Here is a 17,237-nt window from a genome sequence, read left to right on the forward strand (position 1 = left end):
CACCAGCGGTAAGGTCTGAAAACGTAAATTTTTCACAAAACAATCTCCATTTATTACTTATGTAGATTGTTTTTTCTATTTTTAATGTAAATCTTTTTAAATCCATGCTTAAGCAGTATTTACAGTTCAAATTGTCACAAAAGTTGTCGCCGCAACAGATTCAGCTAATGAAGCTGATCCAATTGCCTACGCAAGCATTTGAGCAACGATTAAAACAGGAAATGGAAGAAAACCCCGCCTTGGAGGCTGGAAAGGAATCGGATGAATTTGACAACCAACTGGATGAATTTGACAATACTCAGGACGACTATGAAGAGCATGAGCAAATTGGTGAAGACATCAATGTGGATGAATACCTGAGTGATGATGATGTTCCTGACTACAGGACCCAAGTCAGTAATTATAGTGCAGATGATGAGGATAGGGACATGCCTTTTGCTGCTGGAACATCGTTCAGCCAATATCTCACCAATCAACTCAACACCTTCAGATTGACGGATGATGAACGTGATATCGCTGAATTTTTGGTAGGCAGTGTTGATGAAAGTGGTTATATCCGACGATCCTTAGCTGACATTACTGACGATTTGGCCTTTACACAAAACGTGTTTACGGATGAAAAATCCATAGAAAAAGTACTTCATGTAGTCCATCAATTGGATCCTGCCGGTGTTGGAGCACGCAATCTTCAGGAATGTTTGAGCATCCAACTGCACCGAAAGGAAAAAAATCCGGATATAGAATTGGCTATTGAGATCATTGACAATGCTTTTGATCAGTTCACAAAGAAACATTATCAAAAATTAATTCAGAAATTTGATATTACCGAGCTTCAACTCAAAAACGCCATTGAGGAAATAGAGCGACTGAACCCAAAGCCAGGCGGCTCCTATTCAGGCAATAATCGTATTGTAGAACATGTTGTTCCGGATTTTGCAATTAAAATTGTGGATGGTGAGTTGGAACTTACCTTGAATGGCCGAAATGCACCAGAACTACATGTGTCTCGGGAGTACACCAATATGATGAAAGGCTATAAGGAGGCCAAGGACAAATCCAAATCGCAAAAAGATGCCGTTATGTTCATCAAACAAAAATTGGACGCCGCTAAATGGTTCATTGAAGCCATCAAGCAGCGTCAGCAGACGTTATTTGTGACGATGAGCGCCATAATGCACTATCAGAAGGATTATTTTTTAACTGGCGATGAGCGTAAGCTTAGGCCCATGATCTTAAAGGATATTGCGGAAGAAATTGGCATGGACGTTTCAACAGTGTCCCGTGTAGCAAACAGCAAATATGTAGATACACCTTATGGCACAAAATTGATCAAGGATTTCTTCTCTGAATCCATGATCAACGATCAGGGTGAGGAAGTCTCGACGCGCGAAATAAAAAAGATACTCGAAACCGTCATAGAAAATGAAGATAAACGCAAACCTCTTACTGATGAAAAGTTGGCTGCTATCTTATTGGAAAAAGGCTACCCCATAGCTCGACGTACAGTTGCTAAATACAGGGAACAATTAGATATTTCTGTGGCGCGATTACGAAAAGAATTATGATTCACTATCTTTTAAAAAGTATCTCCTATATTTTTCACCCTCTACTAATGCCCCTACTTGGGGTGATTTTTTATTTCTCAAAAACACCTCGTTTTATTCCTGAACCAGTAATGAAAGCGAAAGTATTTTCGATTACGATCTTAACGATCATTCTACCAATTCTTTTATATTTTTTACTAAAGACGATCAAAAAAGTAGAATCATTGGAATTAAAGACGAGCAAGGAACGCATTATACCATTGACTCTAAGCGCATTGATCATTTTCTTGATTTTAAAAAGAGTCTTGTCTTATGACGAGATACCGGAGTTATACTATTATTATTTAGGTATTCTCTTTTCCACATTAACTTGCCTTGTTTTGGCCATTTTAAAATTCAGGGCGAGTATTCATATGATTGGCAGTGCAGGCTTTTTCATGTTTGCGGTGGCATTGAGCATCCATTTTAAGATCAACATCAACGGTACTATCGCATTAATGTGTATTGTTATGGGTGGTATTGCAACCTCTCGATTGCACTTAAAAGCACATAATAATACAGAACTATTGATTGGTTTTTTTGTAGGATTGGTCCCTCAAATAGTATTGCTGAATTACTGGCTGTAGGCCAATGATTAAAGAATGTAAAACATCAAACCAATCTTAATGCTGTTCATGTCCACGGACTTTCCGTCCAATTGTGCCGAGTCCTTGAAAATAGAATTCAGTCCATAATACACATGGAAATTCCAAGTCGAATATCCCGCACTAAGGGTAAGTCCGTAATGAACTTTGTTGAAGTCATCAATATGACTAAGTTTTACATCGTCAATACTTCCTACAAATTTAGAGGAATCATATAGCAGATAACCCAATTTTACGCCCGTATATATACGCCAAAACTTATACTCCCTGGCTGTGGAGGTGCGCCACCGATATTGAATTGGAACTTCCACCAAATAAGTTGTAAACTTATTTCTTTTGATTGTAATCACACTCTCATTAATAACCTCATAGTTATAGCCACCATTCGGATTGGATGAAATTAACATGTTTTGATTATACGAGTTCACAGAAAGTCCTAAACCAATTCCGAAGGCTTTATTTCGACGTTCATTAATGGGCATGTCCTTGATGACCCCAAAATGTATCCCGCTAGAAAAACCACTCTGTTTGATATTATTAGGCTTTTTACCCAATAGATCATAGGTGATTGAAAAGTAGAATTGATCCTCTTTATACTTATGGTCCACAAAGGTGGTGTCTACAGGTTGCTGTGCAAACAAGATGGACGTCATACATGAGAACAGGATACTAAATAGGACAGTCTTCATACTACAAATATAATTGATAATGCCATGTCTTTAGATTTAGTTCACAAAAAAAGCATCCCAATTTATCAGGATGCTTTATAGACTATTTAACTAATAAACTCGTTTACCTATTTTCGGATATATCACCTTTTTTGGTAGTATAGTTTATTTTTAATGCATTTTCTTTTCTTAGTTCCCGTTTAACGTCACTTACCAGGCCCATATTGGCATTTTCATCCACCTTTAGGGCAACGGTCAAAAACGGAACCAGCTCTTCTCTTTTTGAAGCTCTTTCGGCTGCTATAAACGACTTGATATCAACCAAATCAGCAAATTTGTCATTTAACTGAATTCTCGATTCTTTTCCATATTGTCCTTGAAAAGCTTCTTGTGGTTTTCCAATATAGATATACATTATCAAGTCCTTTTTATCGAGTTTTTCGACTTGGTCAGCATAGGGCAATTTATTTTCAATCTTCAATGTCGTCTCACGCATTGTAGTTGCCACCATAAAAAAGAATAATAGCATAAATACAATGTCAGGTAATGACGCTGTCGATATTGCCGGTAAATCTCCTGACTTCTTTTTATTAAATTTGGCCATTATTGATGTTTTTCTAAATTATTATTGAACTTCTGACAATTTTTGAGGATATTCAATTTTAATCCTTTCGATTCTCTCTTTCAAAGTTTCTTTATTCCCTACCCAATTGACATCGTTATAGTTGGCCTCCATTTCCTTTAAAGTTTTCCCATAAAGTTCCATGGCCCTTCTATCTCTCAGTTGATTATAAGCCGCAACCAATTCATTCTGAACAGAAATGTACATCCCATACTTGGTTTCTCTCTCATTTTTCAATGAAATTATCGCCTTGTCCGGATTATCAGATGAATTAGGATCCTTCTTTCCTTTACAATAAGAACATGCATCTTCACCTGTACCGCCACCATTATCCAAAAATTCAACAGCTGCTTTTCTTAAATCTTTAAGTTCCATTAACTCATCTTCAACCATAAGCTGGTTTCTTCCGTTAATAAGCACCGTAAAGATATTCCTCTGCCTAATAATAGGTGGTTCCACTTTCTCATCATCAATTGGAGGTAGCCTTCTGTTTAAACCTGTATCCGTTTCAATGGTTGTTGTCACCAAGAAAAAGATAAGAAGTAAGAATGCAATATCAGCCATGGATCCTGCATTAACTTCGGGTGCTGATCTTTTTGCCATAATTACTTAGATATTTTTTTGATTCCTGACATTAGCATTGCTACTGCGGCAGCAACAATTAGAATGTAAAATGCTACTAGGCCTGCACCAACCATGTGTGCCTCACCCTCGGTAGCTGCAACTCCATTATAGAAATATTTTCCAGCATCAGAACCACTAGACAGTACGTACGATATTATCAACACTCCTGCAAAGGATCCTACTCCAATTAACGTACTTTTCAAAGTTCTTGTATTTGTGAACAAGTTTTGCAATACGAAAATCAGAACAAGAATAATGGTCAATGCAAAAATAATGTAAGTTACATAAATCATCGGATCGAGGATGGCACTGTCGCCATCTGTAGCCGCAGACTGAATTGCCGTATCACCTTTTGAGAGAATAGTCACTAAAAAGATAATCCCTGCAAGACCCAAAAGTGCCGCTACTATTTTTAATATTTTGTGTAAATTCATAATTTTCTTTTATTGTGCAATTTATCTTTTGTATCTCACGAGCATATCCATCAAAGTGATAGATGCATCTTCCATATCATTTACAATACTATCTATTTTAGCAATGATATAGTTGTAAAACACTTGAAGAATAATAGCTACGATAAGACCAAATACCGTGGTTAAAAGTGCGACCTTAATACCACCTGCAACAAGTGAAGGCTGCATATCTCCCGCTGCCTCAATCTTATCAAAGGCTTGAATCATACCAATTACCGTACCCATGAAACCGAGCATTGGTGCCAATGCGATGAACAATGAAATCCAAGATACGTTTTTCTCCAACTGCCCCATTTGTACACCACCGTAAGCGATAACCGCCTTTTCTGCAGCATCCAAATCTTCATCTGCCCTATCCAATCCTTGGTAATAAATAGAAGCAACAGGTCCTTTTGTATTTCTACAAACTTCTTTTGCAGCTTCGATACCACCTGATTGTAAGGCATCTTCTACATTTTGTACTAATTTTTTAGTATTGGTGGTTGATAAATTTAAATAGATAATTCTTTCAATGGCAATTGCAAGTCCTAAAATCAAACAAAGCAATACAATACCCATAAAGCCCGGGCCACCTTCAATAAAACGTTTCTTTAATTCTTGATGAAACCCAAGTGATTCTTCTCCAGCTGCTGCCGTAGTATCATCTTCTTGAGTTACAGTTGCAACAGTTGTAGTTGCCATTGACGCTGTAGCCGCATAGTTATTTGCACTTACAGTTCCGAAAGCCATGATTCCTGCAATGGCTAGGGTAGAAAATAGTCTTTTCATTGTTCTGATCTTAATTTTATTAGTTAAAGTGTTAAAGATATAAAAAAATTGCAATTAAAAAATAAAAATACGGGAGAGTATCTCAGATTTAATATTGTTGTTAATCCTTAATCTTACCCATGGATTGCAAAATTAATTTCAATCGAAAGATTTGGCTTTACCCAAATAGAACGCTTATCCATCAAAATTAAATTGCAGAGAGGAAGGGATTCGAACCCTCGACACCCTTTTGAGGTGTACACACTTTCCAGGCGTGCGCCTTCGACCACTCGGCCACCTCTCTAAAATTTAAAGCTCAATTGCTCTGCCAAATAACGAAAAAAAATATTGGCGTAAAAAATTTTATTCGTTAATTTTAAAACATTTCCCCTCTTAAGGAGGTTTCAAAGATGGTTTTGAACGTTTTAGCTGAAATTTTCTCTCCCAACATATACATCAATTTGGTCACCGCAGCCTCTGTTGTGATGTCTTTTCCTGAAATAACACCTATATTCTTGAGTTGTGAACTGGTTTCATACTGCCCCATAATGACACTTCCACCCGAACATTGGGTCACATTTATAACTGGAATGCCCTTTTTTATCGTTTGCCTTATAAGATCGATAAACCAATTTTCTGTAGTGGTATTTCCTGCACCATAGGTTTCCAAAATAATTCCCTTTATATATGGAGAGGAAAACATGCACTCCAAAACCTGTTTTGAAATTCCAGGAAACAACTTAATTAATGCAATATTATTTTCAAGTTTTTTATGAACCTTGAATTTTTTACGGGCATTTGGTTTAAAAAGATGCTCCCTTGACACTTTTAAATGTACCCCAGATTCGGCTAGGTCAGGATAATTTAAGGACTCAAAGGCTTCAAAATGTTCTGCATTGATCTTAGTCGTTCTATTGCCCCGATATAATTTATATTCAAAATATAATCCCACTTCCTTGATAACGGGTTTGCCATGTTGCCGCAAAGAAGCCATTTGTATTGACGTGATCAGGTTTTCCTTGGCATCTGTACGCAAATCGCCAATGGGCAATTGAGATCCGGTGAAAATGACGGGTTTTGCTAAATTTTCTAACATAAAACTCAATGCAGAAGCAGTATAACTCATCGTATCACTTCCGTGCAATACCACAAAACCATCAAATGACTCATAATTGAGCTCAATAATTTCAGCGATTTGAACCCAATATTCCGGATTCATATTAGAGGAGTCAATGGGCACTTCGAAAGAAATAGTCCTGATTTGACAATCCAGCAGCTTCAATTCTGGTATTTGTTTGAGCAGATTACTAAAGTCGAAAGCTTTTAAGGCACCTGTATCAGCATCTTTGATCATACCAATGGTTCCTCCTGTATATATTAATAAAATATTGGGTTTTTGGATGGACATAGTTAGACTTTAAATATGGCTTTAGAATTTTCAGTTGTAATTTCGGCAATCTTTTCCTGAGATAGTCCGTAGAGTTCAGATAGTTTTTCGAGTACCTTAATAATGTAGGCACTTTCATTGCGCTTTCCCCTATACGGGGCTGGCGCTAAATAGGGCGAATCTGTTTCTAAAACTATATGTTTCAAATCAATTTGATTCAAAAACTTATCGACTCCTCCATTTTTAAAAGTGACCACCCCTCCAATACCTAACTTCATATTAAAGGAGATAGCACGTTTGGCCTGTTCCAAAGTACCCGTAAAGCAATGAAAGATACCAAATAGATCGTCAGATTTTTCAGTTTCCAAAACCTCAAAGATTTCATCAAAAGCATCCCTGCAATGGATCACTATCGGCAATTGATACTGTTTTGCAAGGCGTATTTGATGTTTGAAAGCCTCAACCTGGATGTTTAAGGTGCTTTTGTCCCAATACAAATCAATGCCTATTTCTCCAATGGCAATAAACTTTCTTTGGGAAAGCTGATCTTCAACGTGCCTCAATTCGGTTTTATAATTTTCCTTAACTGACGTGGGATGTAAACCCGTCATCAAATGAACGTAATCTGGGAAATCAGCTTCCAGCTGAAGCATGGCTTTTGTATAAGAGGAATCGATGGCAGGAATAAAAAAACGCGTCACGTTGGCATTTATGGCACGTTCCATTATAGCTTTTCGGTCTTCGTCAAAAGCATCGCTATATAAATGAGTGTGGGTATCTGTAACAATCATGTTGCAAAAGTATAAGTTCTTTTGCAATTAATAATAATTAACAACCACCGTGTTTAAAGATGAAGCTCCAAAATTACAATTTTGTTATTCCAATTTTTTTAACAGTTTCTGTGCACTTTCAAAATCTTCTGCATCTTCAGGAATGGATCCTAAAACTGATATACTTTCCGAAATTTTCTTTTGCTTCAATTTGCTCAATGCCAAATACCATTTCGCCTTATTATTATAGACTGATGGCGACTGAATTATAGTTTGATATAGTACATCAGCTTCTTCATACTTGTTTAATTCCACCAAGGAAACTGCTTTATAAAGTTGTAGTTCCAGATTATCTTGATCCTTATGAAGCAATTGGCTCAAATACTTTTCAGCATCCTTATAATCCTTGTTGTTGAATGCCTTTTCTGCTTTGTTTTGCAAATCATTCTCACTGCCCCTAACTGTCAAACTAATCGTGCCATAATTAGCAAAGTCGTCATAGGTTGGGCTTGAGAACTGCTGTGCAATCACCACTCCAATAAGCAAGATTACTCCGGCAGCAACAGAATAGTACCAGGGGTTTATACGTCGCAGCTTAGTTTTATCTGTAGCCTCCTTTTTAAAATAGTCAGAAGAAATCTGCTCTAAATTCTCCTTAAAGCGTTGTGTCTTTTCTTCGTTTTTGAACTTGTGTTCTAAAAAAGCCTCGGCCTGCCGGTAATTGTTAAAAGCCAAATTAAAATCAGCATCAGACTCAAGTCGATTTTCGAATGCTTGAATGCTTTCAGGATCTAAGCTGCCTGAAAGATAGGCATCAAATAATATATAATCTTCTTCTTGCATGGTTAGGGTTTTAGGTGTTGATATTTTGGGGACGCCTGGACCAATTTGGTGAGCTGACCTATGCAAAGCGATTTCTTTTTTCTTGCATAAGCGTATGTCACTCCAATACTTTCGGCAACTTCTTCCATTGATTTGATTTTAAAAGTTGCTTTGAGCAGATCTTTACAAGCCTGCCCTAGTTTTTGAAACATGTCTTCAAACAGCTCATGTTGCCGTTCATGTAATGTAGTTTCAAAAGCAAGCGCAACAGCGTCGTCACCATCAGATAACAATTCCTCGTTAATTGTTACCCCTTTTGTATCACTTTTCTTTAAATAATTTAACCACCTCCGTTTACAGAGCAAGAAAAAATAGGCATCAAACGGACAGGTTAACTGTAATTTTTTTTCATGAGCCTGATTATATATGGTCATGATTGTTTCTTGAATCACATCTTTTGCCTTGTCTTCATCACCACTATTCTGCTTGATATAGTTGACAACCTTGGGTGCAAATTTTTCATAAATAGATTGAATCACAAAACTGTTGTTTTGCTTTAATCCCTCAATATATTTTTGGTCTTCGTGAATTCTTTTTTGGCTCATCAACCCTCGTATTTTCTACTAAAGTAAAAAAAGTTTCAAATATAGGGGTAACAATTCTCAAAGGGTTTTGATATAAGGTTGAATCAGCAAATAAAACGGTGCTGAAGAACAAAAAAATTAATCCAAAAAATACCTTATCATGAAAAATTCACTATTAATTATCGCAACAGCCCTCCTATCATTTTCACAAATGAATGCTTTAAATGGTCACACAGATCTTAACAGATTTGACAATGATCCTAAGATGACAGTAGACCATCTTATTCAAATCTACGAATGGAACGTAAAAACCAATCGCACTTACTATTCTGGAACCTCATCCAGTGCATCACATGCCAACAAGATGATTGCTCTGGTTAGCACAGGAGAAGTTATTCTTGAAAAAACAATTCAAAGTTATTATATACTCGAATCAGATTATCATCAGAATGCCAAGAGAATATACTTATGGGAGGTTACCAGTGCACTTGGTCATGCCCGAGGATATTCGACTTCAGAAAATGCTGCACGCAGAATGATTGGCCTTGTTGCAGCCGGCGATATCATCACTTCCAAAATCATAAAAAGTGGTCTTACAGAATAAAAGTTAAAAAACAGGGTAACAAAACTGTTGCCCTGTTGATATAAAGTTGAATACTATTTAAAACCCAATAATTATGAAACATTTAAAAACAATTTTCGGAAAATTAAGCTTGATTGCCCTTGTATTAACGACATTAGTATTGCTAATGTTGACCTTGACAAGCTGCAGTTTAAATGACAGTGATTACTCTGCCCTTATAACCCCTCCCTCAGCACAACAGTTTGCAGGCATCAGAGCCCAGAGTTTAGAAAACATTACGCAGCACTTTGAATTTGATGCTGATGATGGTTTCATCACATTGACCACAGACAATGGCGTAGATATATACATAGATGCCAATTGTCTTTCTAAAAACGGTAACGCAGTGACCGGAACTGTAGACTTGGAATATGTTGAAATCTTTAAAAAAGGTAATATGATCACCACCAACAAACCTACAATGGGTATTATGGCCAACGGAGACAAAGCCATGCTTGTGACAGGGGGTGAATTCTATTTTGAAGCTAGTCAAGATGGCGTTGCACTAGAAACCAATTGTCCAATGAGAATTAAAGTCCCTACAAGCCTAACTGGCGGTGACGATCCAGAAATGATCATGTGGCAAGGTATTATTGACGAAAACGGCGACTTGGCTTGGGAAGAAGAAACGGATATAGAAGGAGAAGCTGGTGTCTTTCTCAAAGGAGAAAATTACTATGCCTTTGTACAAAATTTCGGATGGACCAATATTGATCGTTTTTTCAGTGATCCTCGTCCAAAAACCACCATTAAAGTACAGCCACCAATTGGCTACACCTATGAAAACAGTGCGGTATACTTATCCTATGATGGTGAGGACTCAGGCTTGGCTACATTGGACACTTTTGATAACGGATTGTTCAGTGAGCATTATGGACAAATTCCAATCGGATTGGAATGTCATATAGTTTTTGTCACCGAAGATAACGGTCAATGGCGATATGCAATAAAAGCTGTGACAATTGCCGATAACCAGGTCACCTCCTTCATCATTGAAGAATCTACAATAGCTACAGAAGCTGAACTCATATCAATAGTTAATAATTTGCCTTAATTTAACCTGCAGAAAGGCGATGGTTGTCATGACCATCGCTTTTTGTATTTTAGCAGTAAATCAATGCTTTTTTATATGAGAACATTTATTTCTGTCCTTTGTTTTTGCTGTTGTTGTCAATGGCTTTTCGCACAAAAAGAAAATTCGAAAGACACCCTCTCCCGTATTGCCACCATAAAGCATGAGGTCAAAGGCAATGCCATTCAATTCACTCCAGAAACCCCAACATTAGAACAAATAGCAGGCGCACCAAAAGCATTTTACTCCTATTTCTGGGAGTTTGGGGACGGTCATTATAGCAAAGAGGAAAACCCAAAACACATTTATAAATCTGCAGCCGATTACGACGTCAAGCTTTGGGCAACCAACAATTATGATACCGGTAAGCCACCCACCACACGTCCCAAAAAGATTAGTGTCACCAACCCGGATCCTTCGTATAAGGATGAAGCGTCCATGACCGAAGATTTAATGCTGATACGTAATAGAGAACCCATGCCGGAACAAGAGATTGTCGTGGTGCTGAGTTATAAAAACTATTTAAACTACACGGCCAACGGAAAACTTTATTTATTCTATAACGAACAAAAGTATAAAGCCGACAATTTTGAGGTAGCCGATATAAGAATGTATCACAATGAAAAACGAGTGCAGGAAACCGATTTTGTCTATACCAATACCGTTGATGATTCCGATAGATATTTTCTCGCTTCCGCAGATGGGCGGCAGCTGCATTTAAAAGGACAGCTCCAGGATACAACCATTAAGACCAACCTACAATTTACTTTAAAAGACGCCAGGGAGCGATACAGAGATTGGGAGGCATTGGAGTTTCAGAATATGAAATCCAATGAGGAGCGGAATCTGTTTTTTACTTTAAAAACGCCTCCTGAAATGCTAAAAGACACGAGTGCCATTATTTCAATACGTGGTGTTTATGTACCCGATGCCACTTATGACAATCATAAAGTGAAGGATATGGAAATGGAAATTGTTACCTCACATGACCCCAATAAGATGTCAAGCAATGGCACTTTTATGAACTACCGCACGGTTCGTTTTAAGACTTTAAAATATAAGATCAAATTTCAAAATAACGGCGAAGGTCCGGCAAGGACAATCCGATTGGAAACGGATATTCCAGATATGTTGGACAAACAGTCCATTGTGGTTACAGATATGTATCCTAAATGCGAAATCTGTCCAGATTATGAAGTGCGCTATAGTTGTCTGGATACCGCCTTCACCGATAAGAAAGCCATTTTTACCTTTAAAAATATCTACCTCCCTGGTAGTGAACAAAAAAATGTCAAAGATTACGACTCCACCAAAGGATTTGTAAAATATAACATCAAGTTTGCCAAGGATTTCCACAAGAAAAGCACTAAAAGTCAAACGGCCATCTATTTTGACAAAAACGACCCCATCATCACCAATTATTCCACAACACGTTTCATTCCTGGACTTTCCATAGGTGCGAAAGTTGGGTACAACTCCTACTCAGATTTAAAAAACTCCGAAAGTTACTTTTTCGGTGCTACACTTTCTCCTTATAAATCGTATCGCTGGTATTGGCAACTTGAACTGTTGAACAGTTTTCATGAGTATGATGCCAAAACAAGTGTTGTTGATGAGATAATCGATATAGATCAGCGAAGGGCATTGCAACGTACCACCACCAACTCACATTTTCAAAACGTCGACTGGGAAATCCCTGTTATGGCACGTTATAATATCAATAACTATATAGGTGTTGGCGCTGGATTACAGGCGATGTTTTCATTAAACGAAAAGCAGGATCAGGAAGTTTTGATTGAGCAATTTGAAGGCACTACCGATGACTACGTTATGAGCAGTGAAATCACAAAACGTAATGAAAGCAATGCATTTAACAATTTCAGAACTGGGCTTTTATTGGATATTACAGCTGGTTTCGCTCGAATTGGCCCAAGCCTTGGAGCGAGATATGTGCTAAGTTTTAAGGATGACTTCAATTATCTGCAACTTTACGCGATTTGGAAATTTTAACTCTGGCTATGAGCAAAGTCAAACAACGAATGGCAGTTTAGGATGCTTCATTTTAAAAAAACATATTCACAGAGATGAAAAGGATCTGCTTGATTGTCTTTTTTATTAGCGGATTTACCTTTTCCCAAAATCTCGAGGAACAGATCTATAATGCCACCGAGTCATTCATTGCCAACAAAAACGAACAATCGTACCAATACCTCGTTCAGCAGGAAATTGATTTCAAAGGCAAAGCAAAAAGCAAGGACGAACAGCTTGCACTCGTATTTTTACAATGCAATAAAGCATTCTATCTCAAAGATTCAAATCGGTTGAAACCAGCTATCTCCACCTACGAAGAGGCATGGAAACGCTATATTGACCATCAACTGTCTACTATTTCCGATTATGACATCATCGAATATTGCTTAAAGCCATTAGGCAATTTATACACGAAAACCAACAATTATACGAACGCTGAAAACACTATTCAACAATACATCGCTTTAGCCGAAAAAAGTAAAAACAGAGACCAATACATTGCTGGGATGATCAATCTATCGGCTTTATACCAAACGCGAGGGATGCATGCATCAGTGTTGGAATTGGTGGCAAGGGCAGAGCGCTTTTCGGGAATCAGCAACGCACAAAAAGAAAAACTGAACAGTCTAAAAGCGTTCAGTTCATTATCATTAAAAAGCACCAATGACAAAGATTTGGCCATACAACAGGCGATGCCAACTATTGAAACGCCATTCGAAAAATATAGATTGGATTATCAAGAGGCCCTTAAAAACAAGGATTATGTTAAGGCATTGGAACAATTCAAACTGTCAAAACAATTTCAGAAGGAGGAGGTGCTCACCATTAGGGAATTGGCAAAACGACATGTGGAGGAAGCCCAATTGTATTATCTTCTTAATGAGTTTGAAATAGCAGATTCCTTTCTGGAAAACGCTATAAAATTGCTACTCCCCAATGATGAAGATCAAAGAATTCCAGAAAAATCAAATCTCTACGCTGAAAACACATTTATAGATATTTTTGATCTTAAGGCGCGATTGCAAACCCAATCAGAAAACGCCTTAGAATATTATGATCTTAGTTTTTATGTTGCAAAAATGCTTGCTTCGAATCTGACTTCGCAAGAATCAAAGCTCGCCAATGTAATTGGCAATCGAAAGCGCAGCGAATGGTGTATTGATTTGCTATTTAATGATTATAAAAAGCATCCAAATCCTGAAATTTTTAAACGTGCCTTAAACTATGCAGAAAAGGATAAAGCGGCTGTTCTACAAGATGTTTTTCAGAAAAAATCGCTGTTGTCGCAACATCCCAATGACAGTCTATTGCTTCAGGAGCAAGACCTTTTAAAAAAACAGGAGCATCTCACCGATGTGCTGATCAAAACACAGTTGGGTTATCAATTACCACATCATGATAACTTAAACAAGCAATTACTGGAAGTCAGCATTAGCTTGAAATCTGTTTCTGAGGCCATTGATGATAAATATGGTGTCAGACAAAACAAGACCATAGATTTCGTGAAGTTAGAAAACCAATTGAACCTTGATCAAGCAGCACTCGTCGTCTATTTTTACGGCAACAATGCCTTATACCAATTCGAAGTTTCGTCGGGTCAGAAAAAATTTTCAAAAATTGAACTGGATGCTGCCGTCAAAGAAGATATTACTGGTTTTATTCACTTATTTGATAATGCATCGGTTATTAACAATAACGTCAATAGCTTTACTTTACAGGCCTTTAAACTTTATAAAGCCTTAGGCCTTGATCAGATATCTGATCATCCCAATCTTATCATCATTCCTGATGGATTGTTACATTTTATTCCTTTCGAGGCTTTGCTCACAGAATCAACAGAGACTACCAACTTCTCAAAGATGCCGTTTCTAGTCACTTTAAAAAATGTAGTTTACAATTCCAACGTCAATTTTTATCTACAGGAACAAAAGAAGGCGACCAATCATCAGATTCTTGGCATTTTTCCTGTTTTTGAAAACAGTAATCAAGTCCTTACTTATTCCGTTGATGAAGCGCATGCCATCAAAAAGTTATCAAAAGCCATGGTTCTTATGCACGATGATGCTAATAAGGCCGAATTTAAAAAAATGGCTGCCCAGTACAATATCCTGCACTTATCAACACATGCCACGGGAGGCGATTTTATAAACCCCGCAAACATTGCATTTTATGATCAGCCCATGTCGGTCAACGAATTGTATAGCATGGATATTGAACCCGAACTTGTGGTTTTAAGTGCCTGCGAAACCGGAATTGGAAGACTGCAAAAGGGCGAAGGCGCCATGAGCATCGCCCGGGGATTTCAATACGCTGGTGCCAAAAACTTATTATTTTCACTGTGGCAAATCAATGATGCCTCTACAGCAACATTAATGTCTTTGTTTTATAACTCTTATGACAAAACCAAATCAGCCCATCTCGCCAATAGACAATCAAAGCTCGATTATTTACAAAATGATTCCGTTAGCACTACAAAAAAATCACCATATTACTGGAGCGCCTTTGTCTATTATGGCAAGATTGAAAGCCAAGAAACACATGGAAACATCATTTATTATTTCATTGGGATATTGGCACTATTAATTGTCCTATTTTTATGGTTTAGAAAACGAAAAACAACAATTTAGATGATGGATAGTAAGGACATGTCACTTCAAGACTTTCTTTTAGAAAAAGGATATATTAAAGTCAAGTTGAAATTGACCAAAACAAACCATTTTGAAATCAAAGCAACCTTAAACGGCGTTAAAGGTCTGTTTATTTTAGATACTGGCGCCTCCAATTCCTGTGTAGGCTTTGAGGCCATTGAAACCTTCAAATTAACGGCGAAAGACTCTGAAATTAAGGCGGCAGGTGCCGGTGCCACAGACATGTTAACCCAGGTTTCCAAAAAAAACAAACTTAAAATAGGGAAATGGAAAAAGGACAAAGTGGCTCTGGTACTATTTAATTTGACCCATGTAAATACGGCGCTCCTAAACTATAATTCAAAACCAGTAGATGGCATTATAGGGGCCGATATTTTGAAGAAAGCCAAGGCCATTATTGATTATGACAAACGCTATGTGTATTTGAAATTGTAATAATATTCCTTCTTTTTCAAAATATATTAGCTATCTTTAAATCCCTAAGATTTTATTAATAGCACATGGCAGCCTCTATCATTATAGCAGACGATCACCCTCTTGTCTTAAAGGGTCTTACCGATTTTTTAAAGGAAAAAGAGTATAATCTAATTGGAAGTGCCGCTGACGGCAAGGAAGCTTTTGATTTGATTAAATCAAAGCAACCGGAAATTGCCATTTTAGATATACAGATGCCATTTTTAACCGGTTTGGAAATCGCAGAAAAATGTAAGGAACTCAGTCTCCCGACCAAAATCATATTGATTACATTTGAAAAGGATGAAACCATATATAACCAGGCAAAAACCTTAGAAATATATGGATATGTGCTTAAAGAATTTGCACTCGTGGAGATTGAAAATTGTATTTCCGCTGTATTAAATGGAAAATCCTATTTTAGTCCTGAACTGATCGAGTTTTTAGAAATAGTTGAGCCTCCAAAAGAGTTGCAAGTACTTACCCCAACCGAAATTGAGGTATTGAGGCTTATTGCCTTAAATAAAACTGCCAAAGAAATCGGCAGTATTCTTTTTATCTCCAGCAGAACCGTTGAAAAACACAAGAGCCATATCATTAGAAAATTAGATTTAGAATCAAAAGCGGGCAGTTTAGCACTATTTGCTAAAGAAAATGAAGAATTTCTAGCTAAAAATACGTAGAACTACGTATTGTTTGGCATCTAAAAAATTGCCACCTTTACAGTGCTATTAATCAATTTTCTTTAGGGAATCAAAAAGCTCTGGTTGATTACTGGTCCAGAGCTTTTTTATAAAACCCAAATGATGCGTAAAACACCTGTCGTTTTCCGATCCTTTTTTTGCTCCTACTTTAAAAAGCACACCTACTATTATCTTTTTCTGCAAATAGCATCCTGACCTTTATAATCTACTTAGCGATTTAAGAGTTCTAAAAAGGTCTTGCTTTCATCAATCACACGCTTAATTTAAAGAAAAAAGCGAAAATCACGCTAAATATACGTAGAACTACGTATTGTTTGGTGTTCTATTATTGTCGAAATTTACATTGCTATTAATTCTTAGGGGAATTATACATAAGGCTCTGGATCTTTATTGGTTCAGGGCTTTATTTCTTTTTACCGAATTTCAATGAAAAATACGTAGAACTACGTATTGTTTGGCATCCTATTAATGGTGACATTTACAGTATAATTAGTTTGTTGATTTCTGTAGAGATATGCCCTCTATTCCAATTAATTTGACAGAAGCAGCCAAAAACACAATAAACTTATGAAAATCATGGAAGATAATTTCAAAAGTGGTAATCGCCTACTAATCATAGGACTAATAATGAGTGCTATATTGATTATAGCCGCAAATATTCTTGTTAATTTCTTTTAGTTGTTAGTTAGTCAAAAAAAGAGGTCGTCTAAAAAGTAATTTTTAGACGATTTTCTTTTTGGTTAAGTTTAACTTTGTATGATAGTTTAATATACTAGGTTAAAATAGCGTCAATAAAAAATTGAAAAAGTTGGCTTATATGGT

The 17,237-nt window shown here is 37.0% G+C and carries 17 protein-coding genes and 1 tRNA gene; 8 read left to right on the forward strand and 10 right to left on the reverse strand.

All coding sequences use genetic code 11. From position 1 onward, the window contains the following. Positions 1 to 104 precede the first annotated feature (104 nt). Both rpoN and G6N06_RS18290 read left to right on the forward strand, forming a co-directional pair. Entirely contained in the window at positions 105 to 1,565 is a 1,461-nt protein-coding gene (gene rpoN / locus G6N06_RS18285) for an RNA polymerase factor sigma-54 (protein ID WP_163518151.1), read from the forward strand. Further along, on the forward strand, positions 1,562 to 2,170 hold the full coding sequence (locus tag G6N06_RS18290; protein ID WP_163518152.1) for a hypothetical protein: 609 nt from the start codon (positions 1,562 to 1,564) through the stop codon (positions 2,168 to 2,170). The genes rpoN and G6N06_RS18290 overlap by 4 nt, the downstream gene beginning before the upstream one ends. Positions 2,171 to 2,178: 8 nt before the next feature. On the opposite strand, the gene G6N06_RS18295 is transcribed toward G6N06_RS18290, so the two are convergent. From G6N06_RS18295 to G6N06_RS18340, 10 genes are all read right to left on the reverse strand, one after another. Then, positions 2,179 to 2,877: a porin family protein gene (locus tag G6N06_RS18295; protein WP_163518153.1), complete on the reverse strand. Its 699-nt coding sequence runs from the start codon at positions 2,875 to 2,877 to the stop codon at positions 2,179 to 2,181. A gap of 103 nt (positions 2,878 to 2,980) precedes the next feature. Then, a complete protein-coding gene (locus G6N06_RS18300) occupies positions 2,981 to 3,460 on the reverse strand; it encodes an ExbD/TolR family protein (protein ID WP_163518154.1) in 480 nt (159 codons plus the stop codon). Between the two features lie 21 nt (positions 3,461 to 3,481). Beyond that, the gene (locus G6N06_RS18305; RefSeq protein ID WP_163518155.1) at positions 3,482 to 4,081 is read right to left on the reverse strand and encodes an ExbD/TolR family protein; all 600 of its coding nucleotides are present in this window, start codon (positions 4,079 to 4,081) and stop codon (positions 3,482 to 3,484) included. Between the two features lie 2 nt (positions 4,082 to 4,083). Then, on the reverse strand, positions 4,084 to 4,536 hold the full coding sequence (locus tag G6N06_RS18310; RefSeq protein ID WP_163518156.1) for a hypothetical protein: 453 nt from the start codon (positions 4,534 to 4,536) through the stop codon (positions 4,084 to 4,086). Between the two features lie 21 nt (positions 4,537 to 4,557). Beyond that, positions 4,558 to 5,343 (reverse strand): MotA/TolQ/ExbB proton channel family protein, encoded by a 786-nt coding sequence (locus tag G6N06_RS18315; protein WP_163518157.1) that lies wholly within the window; start codon positions 5,341 to 5,343, stop codon positions 4,558 to 4,560. Positions 5,344 to 5,538: 195 nt separating this feature from the next. Then, a tRNA-Ser gene (locus G6N06_RS18320) sits at positions 5,539 to 5,626 on the reverse strand. A 72-nt stretch (positions 5,627 to 5,698) separates the two neighbouring features. Further along, positions 5,699 to 6,730 (reverse strand): asparaginase, encoded by a 1,032-nt coding sequence (locus G6N06_RS18325; protein WP_163518158.1) that lies wholly within the window; start codon positions 6,728 to 6,730, stop codon positions 5,699 to 5,701. A 2-nt stretch (positions 6,731 to 6,732) separates the two neighbouring features. Next, positions 6,733 to 7,500 carry a TatD family hydrolase gene (locus tag G6N06_RS18330; protein ID WP_163518159.1) on the reverse strand — a complete coding sequence of 256 codons (768 nt, stop codon included), beginning with the start codon at positions 7,498 to 7,500 and terminating at the stop codon, positions 6,733 to 6,735. An 84-nt stretch (positions 7,501 to 7,584) separates the two neighbouring features. Continuing rightward, complete coding sequence (locus G6N06_RS18335; protein WP_163518160.1) at positions 7,585 to 8,322, reverse strand: tetratricopeptide repeat protein; 738 nt, start codon at positions 8,320 to 8,322, stop codon at positions 7,585 to 7,587. Between the two features lie 2 nt (positions 8,323 to 8,324). Further along, complete coding sequence (locus tag G6N06_RS18340) at positions 8,325 to 8,906, reverse strand: RNA polymerase sigma factor (protein ID WP_163518161.1); 582 nt, start codon at positions 8,904 to 8,906, stop codon at positions 8,325 to 8,327. 139 nt (positions 8,907 to 9,045) lie between these two features. On the opposite strand from G6N06_RS18340, the gene G6N06_RS18345 reads away from it, so the two are divergent. The 6 genes from G6N06_RS18345 to G6N06_RS18370 all read left to right on the forward strand — a co-directional run bounded on the left by G6N06_RS18345 (position 9,046) and on the right by G6N06_RS18370 (position 16,394). Continuing rightward, the gene (locus G6N06_RS18345; protein WP_163518162.1) at positions 9,046 to 9,489 is read left to right on the forward strand and encodes a hypothetical protein; all 444 of its coding nucleotides are present in this window, start codon (positions 9,046 to 9,048) and stop codon (positions 9,487 to 9,489) included. A gap of 73 nt (positions 9,490 to 9,562) precedes the next feature. After that, positions 9,563 to 10,561 (forward strand): hypothetical protein, encoded by a 999-nt coding sequence (locus G6N06_RS18350; protein WP_205334798.1) that lies wholly within the window; start codon positions 9,563 to 9,565, stop codon positions 10,559 to 10,561. A gap of 75 nt (positions 10,562 to 10,636) precedes the next feature. Then, on the forward strand, positions 10,637 to 12,589 hold the full coding sequence (locus tag G6N06_RS18355; protein ID WP_163518163.1) for a DUF7849 domain-containing protein: 1,953 nt from the start codon (positions 10,637 to 10,639) through the stop codon (positions 12,587 to 12,589). 74 nt (positions 12,590 to 12,663) lie between these two features. Next, on the forward strand, positions 12,664 to 15,237 hold the full coding sequence (locus G6N06_RS18360) for a CHAT domain-containing protein (RefSeq protein ID WP_163518164.1): 2,574 nt from the start codon (positions 12,664 to 12,666) through the stop codon (positions 15,235 to 15,237). Beyond that, positions 15,238 to 15,693, forward strand: a complete 456-nt coding sequence (locus tag G6N06_RS18365) for a retropepsin-like aspartic protease (RefSeq protein WP_163518165.1) — start codon at positions 15,238 to 15,240, stop codon at positions 15,691 to 15,693. A 65-nt stretch (positions 15,694 to 15,758) separates the two neighbouring features. Next, on the forward strand, positions 15,759 to 16,394 hold the full coding sequence (locus G6N06_RS18370; protein WP_163518166.1) for a response regulator transcription factor: 636 nt from the start codon (positions 15,759 to 15,761) through the stop codon (positions 16,392 to 16,394). Positions 16,395 to 17,237: the final 843 nt, after the last annotated feature.

The organism is Gelidibacter japonicus (assembly GCF_010725055.1).
GTDB classification, from domain to species: Bacteria; Bacteroidota; Bacteroidia; order Flavobacteriales; family Flavobacteriaceae; genus Gelidibacter; species Gelidibacter japonicus.